The sequence below is a fragment of the Lactobacillus kullabergensis genome (assembly GCF_000967195.1).
GTDB lineage: Bacteria > Bacillota > Bacilli > Lactobacillales > Lactobacillaceae > Lactobacillus > Lactobacillus kullabergensis.
Map to the genome: position 1 here is coordinate 1,719,723 of NZ_KQ033871.1, position 13,128 is coordinate 1,732,850.

Below are 13,128 nucleotides of genomic sequence, written 5' to 3' on the forward strand. Positions count from 1 at the left end.
TTGGAACAATGTTTTTATTTTTAATATTAATTACCAAATATGTACTCGTTTTTCTGGGTCGAGCCACATGCCGTCTTCTGGTTTAACATCGAAGACTTTGTAAAAGTCATCTTGGCATTGACTTTGAACATTAGCCCGCAGTGGACCAGGCGCATGAACATCAACAGCAGTTTGACTCTTAATTGATTCAGTCAATTGCTTATTAGCCCAAATGCGTGCAAAGTTTTCAAATAGTTTCTTCAAATCATCATTTTCGTTCTTGGCAGCTTCAACAGCAGCAGTCAAGCCACCCTGATCAGCAATATTTTCAGAAACTATTTGCTTACCATTGAGTTTAACTGGTCCATATTCTATACCGTCAAACAAGTCAATTTCAGCTTGTGTCCGTTTCTTGAATTCAGCATAATCCTCATCAGTCCACCAATTAGTCATATTGCCTAATTCATCAAACTGAGCACCATTGTTATCAAAGGCATGGGAAACTTCATGAGCAATTACGGAACCGATTCCGCCAAAGTTGGCCGCTCTGTCTTGTTTCAAATCATAAAATGGCTTCTGCAAAATTGCTGCAGGGAAAGTCAGATCATTTCTTTGAGGGTCATAACAGGCATTGACTAGGTTACCAGGCATTGCCCAAACTGTTCGATCAACTTCCTTGTGCAATTGTTCAATGTTGTACTTTTGCTGCACAATAGTAAATGCACGTTCATTTGAATAGAGGCTGCCACCCTCATTAGCTGGAATTACCTTCAAACGATTGTAAATTTCTTCGATTTTATCTGGATAACCAATCTTTAATACCAAAGCATCAAGTTTAATAATTGCACGTTTCTTAGTTTGTTCAGAAAGCCAATCGTTATTCTGCAAACGTTCCTTGTAAACCTCAAGCATACGGTGAATCATGTCTTCAACGTCTTCTTTAGCTTCTTTACCAAAGTAAGTTTGACCATAATAAACGCCAACTACTTCGCTAAATGAATCATTTGCTATGTAGTAAGCCTGTTTCTCACCACTTGTCAATTGAGGTTGACCACTAAGAGCCTGACTAAATGGAAACGCTGCTTCACGAAACTCTTGTGACAAGGAGTCAGCAGCCGCGTTAATAAAGTTAACCAACATCCAGCCTTTGATTTCAGCAAAGTTTTCTTCATTGATAATTTCGTTAATGTGATCCAAGTAGCGTGGTTCTTCAACAATAATTCGTTCTGGTTCTTCGCCAATTGCTTCTTTCAAGTAGTAAGCAATCTTAAACTGATTAAACTTAGCTTCAAAGTCAGCAATCTTCATTGGATTGTAAGTAGCAGGATAATCTGCCCACTCTTCTGTAGACTTAACGATCTTAGATAGCTTAGCATCAAATTTAATAGCATCTTCTGCATATTTTTCTGCTTTAGCTTGATCAATACCAGCCATGGTTAAAAGCTTAACCGATTGCTTTTGCAAAATGTCTAATAGTTTTGGTGCATCAGGAGTTTGATAAGTTGTAGTGTCAGGCAAGAAAGTTCCAGGACCAGAAAAATACAAAGCATTAACTTTGGTATTCTTCATGTCAGGCGAAACGCCAAAGCTAAATGGAAGTGTGGCAAAAGTTGCTAAGTCAGGCGCATTTAAGTTGTAGTCAGAAAAATCCTTAATGCCATCAAGAAGTTCCAAGTCTGACTTAATTGGTGCAGCTCCATCAGCGTTTCTTTTATCGAAATCTCTAGCTAATTTGTATAACTTAACGGCTTCATCAAAATCAGGTACATTTGGTAATTCTTTTTTTCCAGCAGCAAAATCAGCAAAATCCTGCATCAAATGCTTTTCAACGTCAACATCGATACCATCAAACGAGGCCATTCGTGACCGGTCTTCCGGAATCTTAGTTTTTTCAATCCATTCTGAGTTAACAGCAAGGTATAGGTTGTCCTGCGGGCGTGCATCAAGCTTAGGTTCGATGATATTACCACTACCGCCTCGAACTGCGAAGTTTTTATTCATTCAGAGAGTCCTCCCTTTTTTATCTAAATTAAAAATAGACTAAATTAATATTATCATTCTAATTATACCCTTAACATTAAAAAAATTTTACAAAATTACTTATAAAGCGTGATATGCTTGTGCAATTTTGCGTGCAATGGCAATAAGAGCAGTACCATCAGAAAAATACCACAGGCAGCAATAATAAAGAATGGAATGTAACCCGCACGATCAATTATCATGCCGCCAAATAATGGACCAAAAGCCTGACCAATGCCACGGGCAACATTAATTTCACCCTGATATTTGCCCTTGCTGTTTGCCGGAGATAAATCGTTAATGTATGCCGGAACAGCTGGAAATGCAGTCGCTTCACCCATAGTCAGGATAAACATTGATAGTGCAAAGTGGGCAAAATCTTTGGCAAAAATCAACGTGGCAAAAGAAATTGCAAACATGAGCGTTCCAAAAATAATTTGCTGAAACAAGTTCTTAAACAAATTAGGATAGCGTGCCAAAATCACTTGAATAATGACTATTACAGCACCATTTAGGGTCCATAACAAGCTATACAAATGGAAAGGTATTCCTAATGAAACCATGTAAACTGACAGGTTAGACTCCCAATTCATGTACATTAGCCATGTCACAGCCAAGGAAATCAAGAATCCTACCATTAACATCACGTTGTATTTGGGCATAGGATCAACCTTTTGCTTCGCGCCTTTTTTAATACCGTTCTTTTTACGATTTTGGTGAAAAGTATTAATTGGACGATAATGAATCGCTGCATTAACGCAGGCAATGGCAAATAGTGAAGCTGCTAAAATAAATAAGAACTCAATTGAAAAGTCGTAAAGATATCCTACCAGCAGCGTTCCTGTGACAGTACCGACATTTTGGGCAAAATAAATCAGATTAAAAACATAACGCCCTGAATATTTACGCAAGCTTGTTGCTATTGAGTTAATTAAGGTGCCATTCCAACCACTGATGCAACCGGTAAGAATAAGCCAAAACCAATATTGCGGCCAGCCATGGAAAAAAGCCATCATGAACAAAACAAAGGCATCCAGTCCTAATCCTGTAACAATTAGTGGGTATGGGTTCAGACGGTCATATAAGCGTCCAGCTAAAAGCGAACCTAATACATTGCTGGCACAATTGCAAAATAAAACAACCCCTATTACAGAAAGGCTGATGTGTAATTGCTTGTTTAAATAAACCGAAGTCAAGGGCCAAACAAAACTCGACCCGATCCACGTGGCCAGCTCCCCCAGTAATAGCCAGCGTAACTTAATTTCAGTTTCTTCATGAGATCCATGTTTAAGTTTCATTTATTCAGTCCTTTCTTTTTTAGTTTCCATTTACCAGTTTAGCAAGAAGTATTAAAAAAGAACACCCCCAATAAATAGCTGAACTGGTATTTTGCGTACAAAATAATAATTTTATTCTTAGAGAAAAAAGATGACCACCAGCGATTTGCTGCAATCATCTTTATTGCTGTTTAATTAATCCAGAGCCTAGAAGAATTGACCCTTATTTTCCTGATAATACTTTTGATAACGTCCTTTATAATTATGGAACATATATTTCAACAGTAGCCACCGCTTAAAATTGCGGTCCTGATCATAAAAGACTGTTGTACCATAACGTCCTTCATGGATTAGCTCTTCTGCCATTCTTTTGGCTTCATTATCAACAGCGTATTGCTTAAACACATTGACAGGTATACCCAGCCACAATTTATGCTTTGACTTTAACTTATTGCAGTAAACCGGCTCCTTATCGTTTAAGCTGTCATAAACATAGTCATCCACATACCATTTCGCCAAATTATAACCATTAAGTGTTACATAAAAGCTTGAACGTCCTTGGCGCAGATTGATTTCAAAGAATTTATATTTACCATCTCGCGTATCATACTTGATGTCAAAGTTGGCCATCCCTGTATAATTGATTTTTTCCAAGAACGATTCAACCTGCTCGTACAGCTTTTCATCATAATCAGGTAAAATCGCCATATAATTGCCAATTGACTGGGGCGTGGGATCTTCCAGCAAAGGATGACCCATACACATCATCTTGATATGATGCTCCTTATCAACATAGGCGTTTAACACCCGCATGTTGGAATCATCACCGGGAATGAAGTCCTGCAGAATCAAGTCTTCTTTGTAGCCATTCTCATAGATTTTAGTGACAATATCGCGCAATTCAGTTTCATTATGAATGGTAAAAGCTTTTTTACGACCCTCAAACTGCACATCAAGCCAGGAAACAGGATCTTCCGGCTTGAGTTCCATAGGATAGCCAAAGGGAAGTTCCAGATAATTTTCTGCCTTGTAATCAGCCATCGTCACAATCTTGGTTTTAGGGTATGGCAGACCACATTCTTCAGCTATCTGGTAAAAGTTTTCTTTTGAAATTAGTTTTTGTAATAAATCGTAGTCAACATAGGGAACTACAAAAACTTGTTCCAATTCTGCCTTATGCTTTGCAAGCAATTCAGAATAGCCGTCTCCACACGAAATCAAAATTACCGGTTCTTCATGATCCTGGTAAATTTTCATTTGCTCACGCATAACTTCAATAAAAGTGGGATCTTCGCTGAAGCCATGATGTAACTCCACCCTGACAATTTTAGAATAACGTGTTGCCGCCAGCTGACTGTCAGCCAGCGCCTTTACGCTAATACCGTATGCCTCGTTAAACGATCGGGCCATGCCGTAAACATTAATGTCACTGCCAAGTAAAATTGGCGTAAAGTTTCGTTTCATTAATAAATTGTTCTCCTCATTAAACCAGCTTGCCCTGCTTAATCAAGTTGGCAACTTCTGGTTGAACATGCTGGTATTTGGCAACTGTCCCTTCATAATCAACAAAGAATAATTTATACCATACCAAAAATGTATAAATAGTCCAAATTTGTCGACGATGGGAACCGTCACCCTTGTAGTTTTCATCAAGCAGAGCCAAAATTTTATCCTGCTCGAAAACGTCTTGTACAAAGTCTTCACTGAATAATTCGCGCACTTGTTTATAAAAACGGGGTTCTTGCAACCATTCTTTGATTGGGGTTGGAAAGCCTAATTTTGGTCGTTTAGCCCATTCATCCGGTAAAACCTTTTCTGAAGCCTTGCGCAAAGCATACTTAGTGTCATGCTTGTTCACTAAGTAATCAGTCGGAATTGAATTGGCTCTTTCCGCAACCTTTTTATCAAGATATGGCACCCTTAACTCCAAAGAATGAGCCATAGAAATTTTATCCGCCTTTTGTTCAATATCATTTAGCATAAAGTGGTGCAGATCAATGTACTGCATCTGCCGGACATTATCGAGGTCTTTTACTTTTTTAAAGTCACTTTGGTAAATCCCGTTAACAGTTAATTTATTCCGATAAGATGGCTTTAAAACACTGTTAGCATCTTCAGATGTAAAGATAGTCGGATAATCCATGTCATAGATAACTGATTGACCAACGTAAAATTCACTTGGTTCAGCTAAATTGGTATATAAATGAACCTTACCGGGGAAGTTCGGCATTTTTTTAATTCTGTGTGCCAGTTTAACCCTAGTCTTCTTCGGCAACTTTTTGCATTGGGAAGTAAAAACTTTAATAATGCTGTTGTGCGTGTGCATTCCGTAGTTAACGTAACCTGCAAATAATTCATCCGCACCTTCGCCGGACAAAGCAACTGTCACATGTTTACGTGCCATCTTGCATAAATACCATAATGGAATTATTGACGGGTTAGCATCCGGCTCATCCATATGGTACTGCATTTCCGGGAAGTCATGCATTGCCTCATCTGCTTTAACCTTATCAGAAAAGAAATGCCAGCCCTTCATATCAGCTAAAGCTCTGGCCTTTGAAGCTTCATCATAAGTTGCATCATCAAAAGAAATTGAAAAGACATCATCCGGATTTAATATACTTGTGATGTAACTTGAATCTACTCCTTCTGATAAGAAGGCACCAACCGGAACATCGGCAATATGGTGCAATTTAACTGACTCGTGTAAATCTTCGTCAATTTTATTGACGGTTTCTTCAAAACTTAAAGTATTGGCCTTATATTCTGCATCCCAGTACTGATGGGTTTTCATTTCACCATCTTTATATTCGAACCAGTGGCCGGCAGGAAATCTATAAATTCCTTTGAAAAAAGTTTCATGCAAATCATTATACTGGTTCATCAAGTATGGTTTAACCGCTTCAATGTTTAAACGTCTTTTAAAACCAGGCATTGCCAAAAAGCTTTTGATTTCTGAGCCTATCGTTAATTGACCATTCTCATCACTGTAGTAGAGCGGCTTAATGCCAAAGAAATCACGCGCACCGTACAATGTCTGAGTATTGTCATCCCAAATCGCAAAAGCAAACATGCCGCGAACTCTCTTAAGCAGACCATCCATGCCCCATTCTTCAAAGCCATGCAACAGCACTTCTGTATCAGACTTAGTGGTAAAGGTATGACCTGCCTCAAGCAGTTCTTTTCTTAAAGGCTGGAAGTTGTAAATTTCACCGTTAAAGATAATCGCCTTTGTTTTGTCTTCGTTGTATATTGGTTGACTGCCGCCACGTAAATCAATGATTGATAATCTTCTAAACCCTAAAGCAACTTTATCGTTGGTATAAAAACCATCTGAATCAGGACCACGATGCATAATTGCCGCCATCATTTTACCGATAGCGGCTTGTTTATCATTTATTTCTGGATTATAAAATGCAACAATTCCGCACATTGCTTATCTTCCCTTAATTTATGTTACTTTGTATATTTTTGTCTTTAATTTAACTTTTCTATTATATGCTAAAAGCCGGGCAATTTCCAAATTGCCCGTCGCGATTTTACTAAATATAAAAAATTCTGCGTTTGCTGGCAGCGCCATAACCAAAGGCCTGAATATAATGCCTCTGTATGTCAATATTGACAATATAACCCGCAAATTCTGTTTGATGATCAATTTGCCGCTTCCAATTCTTGTTATATTTAGTGGTTAAAGCATGGTTAGGACCCATCAGTGCCGAACAGTTAAACAAGATATACTGAATTCCGTTAATGCGGTATTGGTCTTCGTTATGTCTGTGACCACAAAAGTAGGCAATAATACGCGCATTTTTCACATTAGTAAAATCAAAGTCATTAGCTAAACGAAACTCTGGTGGAATTCCGTGGCTGGAATGCATCTGTCCTTTTTCACCCTGATTAAAAGCAACTAGCAGCTCGTGCAGAGAACGGCCGTTATACTTTAACGCATTTGAACCCTTGCGATTAATCGGATTGGCATGGCTCATAAAGATAATTTGCTTATTTGATGACTGCTCCAGTATTTCAATGATTTCTTCAATTTGATCTTCCCTCACAGCCAAAGTAAGTTTCACATCATACTTTTTTCTGCCTTGGGCATCCAAATAGTAAGGCAAATCAGAAGTATTAACGGAAATAAAGCGCAAGTCATCCACATCATAGTAACAAACCCCGTGTTGCCGCGAAATATAATGGACACCCTTTTGCTTATACAAAGCAGGCCACATAATCCCTTCAAACTCATTTTCAGGAAAAGAAGCACTTAAATCATGGTGTTCATCAAATTTATCATTTTCATCATGATTGCCTTTAATCAGCATATAAGGCACTTTGTCGGAAACAAATGAATCACGCAACTTGGTTAATTCACTTTCGCCCAAAAAGCCGGTATCGGAACCATCAATCCAGTCACCCAAATGAACTTTTAAACTTAACAATCCTGAGTCATCAAGATAAGAAAATTCGTTAACGTGAGTTAAGCCGTTCCAGCCATAAAAGTCCATACTATTACGATCTTTATAATGAGTATCAGTAATAACACTGACATTAATAGAATTTTTTCCTGTGCGAATGTGGCCTTTGACTCTTTCAACAAAGCGATCCAAATATTCTTCTACAACGTAGCGTCTGCCAGTTTTGCGGTTGACAAAAGCACGGTAGCGCTGCAGTTCGGGACTGAATCTGCGCACATATTCAGGTTCTAATTTATCTGTACTTTCCAGGCTAAGAGCTTGATGCAAAATTTTTTCTTCATCCTGATAAACTGTCAGAGTATACGGCTGATCATTAGGTGTACCCTGTTCACTATCAACGTGATACTCTCCTACCGTTAAATAATTTTGCATAGGATCAAGCTGTGCATCTTTTTTCTTAAATAAAGAACGTAACCTAGCCCCGTTTATCTTATCAGCTAGTCCTTTAGTATACTTTAAAATACCCATATTTTGCCCCAAACAGAAAGAAAAAGAGCTGAACACACATTCAGCTCTAAAATTATAAGCTTTTTTCTAAAGCATGTGCCGCTAAACCAATTGACAGAAGTGCATCTTTAGACAAAACCCCTTGTAATGTTTTTGGCGCTACTTCTTCAACGGCTCCAATTACTTTTAAACTGTAACTAACGACATGAAAATCTACCAGGTTGTTGTAAAACCCGTCTTCATATGGATTCTCATGATTATAAGTTAGATTAATTTCATTTTTATCAACAAAACCATCAACATGGTTAGTCAAAATCCGATCCTGCAAATCGGTTAATTGCTCCGATAACTTAATTAAAGTCAGTTTATGATCACTTTCAGTGTCATAATACTGCTCTTGACTCATGCCGAAGTATTCTTTTATTGGCTTATGCAAAACGTGCAAATTATCAATTACACGATAAACTGCCTCGGCTTCAAAATCTGTTTCTTTATTTAAAATACTTTCTTGATTTGCGGCCAAGTCATCGGCCAAAGTTATTATTTCTAACTTCTCCATGGTATCCTCCTAAAGTTCATTATATATTATACCAAAAAAACAGCTATTGCACTTTTTGAAGGAAAAGTTTCTGATATTTTAGGAAAAAGAAAATATTTGAAAAATTTCAGCACAACAACCGACCAAATTGTTTTTAAAAGAATAAAAATATTTTGGCGTATTTATTTATGAACGTTAATATATATTTAAGGAGAATAAAAATGAATAATATTACTCGTTGTCCTTGGAGTGACCATAATGATTCCTTACTTAAGGATTACCACGACCACGAATGGGGCAAATTAAACTTAGATGAACGTTACTTATTTGAAATGCTGGTGCTGGAACTGTTTCAGTCTGGTCTCAGTTGGTCTACAGTTTTGCATAAACGGCAAAATTTTCGCCAGGCTTTTTGCAATTTTGTTCCCGAAGAAGTTGCACAAATGACTGAACAGGATCAGACGCGCTTATTGCAAGATAAAGGAATCATTCGCAATCAAAGAAAAATTGCTGCTGCGATGACCAATGCACGCGCACTGGTAATTATTGATGCAACATACGGCAATTTTGCCCATTATTTACAAAAATTCATTCCCACTCCCATTATTCATCATCCTCAAACAAGTGATGAGGTACCAACGACAAACAAAATTGCCCAAAAATTAGCAAAGCAGATGAAAAAAGACGGTTTTATTTTTGTGGGGCCAGTAATTCTATACTCATTCCTGCAGAGCGTTGGCCTAATCAACGATCATTTAGAAAATTGTCCCTTTAAATATCACGGATAAAAAAGTGAATCAAGCTGAAATTTACATACTTGATTCACTATATTCAGATATTTTCGTTTTTAGACTAATTTTTTACGGATCCAGCCCGAAATCCAGTCAATGATCACAACCATAATGATGATTCCGAGTAAAATGATACCAACTCGGTTCCATTGACGGTACTGCAGTGCAATGATTAACGGGTAACCAATACCACCGGCTCCAACTAAACCTAAGATAGAAGCAGACCGAATCGAAACATCAAACCGGTATAACGTGTTTGAAATTAAAGCCGGCATTAAATTAGGCAAAGTAGAAAACATAATAATATTTGTCTTTGAACCACCAACAGCGGTAACTGCTTCGTTAGGACCATCCTCCAGGTTTTCAATTGCTTCAGAAAAGAGCTTGGCAAGCATTCCCACTGAGTGAAAGCCTAGTGCCAAAACACCCGCAGCAGAACCAGGTCCAACAGCTTTAATAAACATTAAGGCTAAAACAATTTCTGGAAATGATCTGATTATTGCCAGCACAATCTTACCTGACCGTGAGACATACCAGTGCTTGTGCTTAGTATTTGCGGCCCAAAAAGCAAAGGGTAATGAAATAATGGCAGAAATGAATGTTCCTAAAAAGGCAATGCAGACAGTTTCCCATAATTGCGACAGTAAGTCTTCACCTGAGCCGTTATAGACATAAGACCAATCAGGATGAAAAATGCCAGAAAAGATCGCACCGGCAATTTGTCCGGCTGTTTCTTTGATTCCGCCAAAATCGATTCCTGTGCATGACCAAACCACTAAAGCCGCAGTGACAACTGCTATTAGCCAGTGCAAAACACGTTTTTTGACATCTATGGGCCTAGGAGGCAATTTTTTCATACTTGTATCCATTATTGCATCAACGCCTCCCGTGATTTAGATGAAACATAATCAATTAGTACCACTACTATAACGATCACAATAATAATTGTTCCTGTCTTAGGATAATCAAAGATTTGCAGTGTCTGTTGCAGATACAAACCAATACCACCGGCACCGATATAACCTAAAACGGTTGAAGCACGCACGTTAATTTCAAATGCATACAAACAATAGGAAATAAAATAGGTCATAACCTGAGGCAAAACCGCAAAGACAATGATTTGCAGCTTATTAGCACCAACCGCGGTTAAGGCTTCAATTGGACCTGGATCAATAGTTTCAATTGCTTCGTAAAACAGTTTGACCACAATTCCGAACGTACAGATAGCCAAGGCTAAAACCCCGGCTACTGGTCCGATACCAACAATAGCTACGAAGATAGCACCTAAAAGCAGGTCAGGAACTGTTCTGATGATATTCATAATAATCCGCAATATTCCCGTAAGTGCTTTATTTTTCACAATATTGCGAGCAATAAGCAAAGAATAAATAAAAGCAATTACAGAACCGATTGCCGTACCCAAGATCGCCATCTTAATAGTTTCCAGCAAAAGTGGCACTACAGTGCCAAGGTATGACCAGTCAGGATGCAGCATTTGCAAGAAAATGTCAGCAAATTGCCCAAAGTTGGCAAACAAGGCACCTAAGTCAGTTTTGGTTTCATTAGTAGAAATGAATAATCCAGCAATAAAAAGCAGTACCCAAAGCAAATTTAAGATTTTAAATTTTTTCTTAGGCAAAGCCCTCAGTTTTTCTTGCTCTGTGCTACTCATCTTCATCACCACCGGAATAGATCTGATCAAACGTGGTTGCCGGAGTATCAGACATCTTACCGTCATAGATAATTTCACCAGCACGAACTCCAATGACTCGCTTGCCAAATTCCTGTGCCAGTTGCACGCTGTGCAGGTTAATGACAACAGTCATGCCATGCTTTTCGTTAAGCATCTGCAAGTCTTTCATCACCCGGCGTGAAGTCTGTGGGTCAAGCGAAGCTGTTGGCTCGTCTGCCAGAATAATATCCGGGTTTTGGGTTAAAACACGCGCAATCGCTACCCGCTGCTGCTGTCCACCGGACAATTCATCAGCACGAGAGTAAACTTTGTCTTCAAGATCAACTTGTTGCAAAGCGTCATAGGCCCGTTGTTTATCTTCTTTAGTAAAAAGGTTTAGAGTAGATTTCCAAGTTGGATAGTATCCAACTCTGCCAGTTAAAACGTTACGCATCACGCTTGAGCGCTTAACTAAGTTAAAGCTTTGGAAAATCATCCCAATATGACGACGCAAAGTTCTTAATTTTTTACCCTTAGCCTTGGTAATAGATTCACCGTTAATTAAAATATCACCCTCAGTAATATCAATTAAACGGTTAATCGACCGCAAAAGCGTTGATTTGCCGGCGCCAGATAGACCAACAATAACGACAAATTCACCTTTATTGATAGTTAAATTGACGTCTTTTAAACCAACAACATCTTTGCCATAAACTTTTTTAACGTTTTTTAATTCGATTATTGGCTTAACTGCAGAATCTGCCATTATAAACTTCCTTTGTATTCCTTATTTTTTGGTCGATTCGATAATTTTTTCATATTTACGCACAACGTTAAAGTCACTGTCTTTAGTGTGAACGTATCCTTCATGGGTGTAAATACTCTCGATGACTTTTTTACCCTTCTTAGACTTGCCAATATCGATAAATGCCTTGGCCAGCTTCTTTCTGAATGAATCAGACATGCTGGGAACAACGGAAATTGTATCGTTGGGAATAGGCTTGGTAAAGTAAATTGGTACTACTTGACTCATGATTTTAGGATTGTCGTCTTTCACAATTGTCCGCGCATCTTCAAACACAAATGCGGCATCTGTGTCACCATTAAGCACATTTAGTACAGCTTGATCTTGACCAGTCACAGTGACTAACTTGCAACTCTTGCGTACATCAAGACCCTTTTCCTTCAATTCGGCAATTGGGAAAACGTAGCCGGCTGAAGATGTGGGACTTTGAATAGAAATTGACTTGCCTTTTAAATCTTTCCAACTCTTAATTTTAGAATTTTTCTTAGCTACAATCTCAGCACGATAGAAGTTAACCAGTTCCTTGGTTGGTCGGCCATTTGGTTGTTTAACTCCATATCTTTGTGCTTGGAGCAATACATCTGCTGCTCCTTGCTTATGAGCTAAAATATAGCCATTTGGCGGCAAGAAACCTACATCAACTTTCTTAGACTTCATGGCTTCAACCACCGTGTTGTAATCAGTAGACATTGAAACGTGAACTGGAATACCTAAACGGTCTGACAGCATTTTTTCCAGTGGTTTTGCACGTGACTCCAGTTTAGTGGCAGCCTGACTAGGAACGAATTGGACGTTCAAAGACTTAGGCGTGCCAGTATCTTTACTCTTTTCCTTGTTTGAGCAGGCAGCCATCATGAATGCTACTAAAAAAATAGCGGCACCAGCTAGTATTTTTCTAAATTTTTTCATCATGCCCTCCCAGACATAAAAAAAGACTTTAGCTAAAAACACGAATGTGAATTAAACTAAGTCTTTCAATAACACTTTTACTAAAAAGCGAACAATACCATTTTGAAAGGAACGAAAAGGCTTTTTTGCAAAAACTTCAATGAACGCCAAGCGCCGTTTTTGCATTACCTTCACCCTCCTTTCGACATACTGTATTTATTCTATCAAATAATAGCAGAA

At 38.4% G+C, this 13,128-nt stretch carries 11 protein-coding genes; 1 reads left to right on the forward strand and 10 read right to left on the reverse strand.

Features of this window, described 5'->3' with window-relative positions; translation table 11 throughout:
- Positions 1–30: 30 nt before the first annotated feature.
- From JF76_RS08620 to JF76_RS08645, 6 genes are all read right to left on the reverse strand, one after another.
- Positions 31–1,980, reverse strand: a complete 1,950-nt coding sequence (locus tag JF76_RS08620; protein ID WP_045928663.1) for a M13 family metallopeptidase — start codon at positions 1,978–1,980, stop codon at positions 31–33.
- A 95-nt stretch (positions 1,981–2,075) separates the two neighbouring features.
- Positions 2,076–3,296 carry an MDR family MFS transporter gene (locus tag JF76_RS08625; protein ID WP_045928664.1) on the reverse strand — a complete coding sequence of 407 codons (1,221 nt, stop codon included), beginning with the start codon at positions 3,294–3,296 and terminating at the stop codon, positions 2,076–2,078.
- 186 nt (positions 3,297–3,482) lie between these two features.
- On the reverse strand, positions 3,483–4,739 hold the full coding sequence (locus tag JF76_RS08630; protein WP_045928665.1) for a carboxylate--amine ligase: 1,257 nt from the start codon (positions 4,737–4,739) through the stop codon (positions 3,483–3,485).
- Positions 4,740–4,758: 19 nt separating this feature from the next.
- Entirely contained in the window at positions 4,759–6,708 is a 1,950-nt protein-coding gene (gene asnB, locus JF76_RS08635; RefSeq protein WP_045928666.1) for an asparagine synthase (glutamine-hydrolyzing), read from the reverse strand.
- 109 nt (positions 6,709–6,817) lie between these two features.
- The gene (locus tag JF76_RS08640; protein WP_045928667.1) at positions 6,818–8,215 is read right to left on the reverse strand and encodes a metallophosphoesterase; all 1,398 of its coding nucleotides are present in this window, start codon (positions 8,213–8,215) and stop codon (positions 6,818–6,820) included.
- A gap of 52 nt (positions 8,216–8,267) precedes the next feature.
- A complete protein-coding gene (locus JF76_RS08645) occupies positions 8,268–8,753 on the reverse strand; it encodes a hypothetical protein (RefSeq protein ID WP_045928668.1) in 486 nt (161 codons plus the stop codon).
- 200 nt (positions 8,754–8,953) lie between these two features.
- On the opposite strand from JF76_RS08645, the gene JF76_RS08650 reads away from it, so the two are divergent.
- Positions 8,954–9,520, forward strand: coding sequence for a DNA-3-methyladenine glycosylase I (locus JF76_RS08650; protein WP_045928669.1), 567 nt, complete (start codon positions 8,954–8,956; stop codon positions 9,518–9,520).
- A gap of 59 nt (positions 9,521–9,579) precedes the next feature.
- Here the strand turns inward: JF76_RS08650 and phnE (JF76_RS08655) are convergent, their stop codons facing one another.
- The 4 genes from phnE (JF76_RS08655) to JF76_RS08670 are packed head-to-tail and all read right to left on the reverse strand — an operon-like array spanning position 9,580 to position 12,909.
- Positions 9,580–10,392 (reverse strand): phosphonate ABC transporter, permease protein PhnE, encoded by an 813-nt coding sequence (gene phnE, locus JF76_RS08655; protein ID WP_045928670.1) that lies wholly within the window; start codon positions 10,390–10,392, stop codon positions 9,580–9,582.
- On the reverse strand, positions 10,392–11,195 hold the full coding sequence (phnE, locus tag JF76_RS08660; RefSeq protein ID WP_045928671.1) for a phosphonate ABC transporter, permease protein PhnE: 804 nt from the start codon (positions 11,193–11,195) through the stop codon (positions 10,392–10,394). Before phnE (JF76_RS08660) ends, phnE (JF76_RS08655) begins: the two co-directional genes overlap by 1 nt.
- A complete protein-coding gene (gene phnC, locus JF76_RS08665; RefSeq protein WP_045928672.1) occupies positions 11,188–11,961 on the reverse strand; it encodes a phosphonate ABC transporter ATP-binding protein in 774 nt (257 codons plus the stop codon). The genes phnE (JF76_RS08660) and phnC overlap by 8 nt, the downstream gene beginning before the upstream one ends.
- Positions 11,962–11,982: 21 nt before the next feature.
- Positions 11,983–12,909 (reverse strand): phosphate/phosphite/phosphonate ABC transporter substrate-binding protein, encoded by a 927-nt coding sequence (locus tag JF76_RS08670; protein ID WP_045928673.1) that lies wholly within the window; start codon positions 12,907–12,909, stop codon positions 11,983–11,985.
- Between the last annotated feature and the right edge of the window lie 219 nt (positions 12,910–13,128).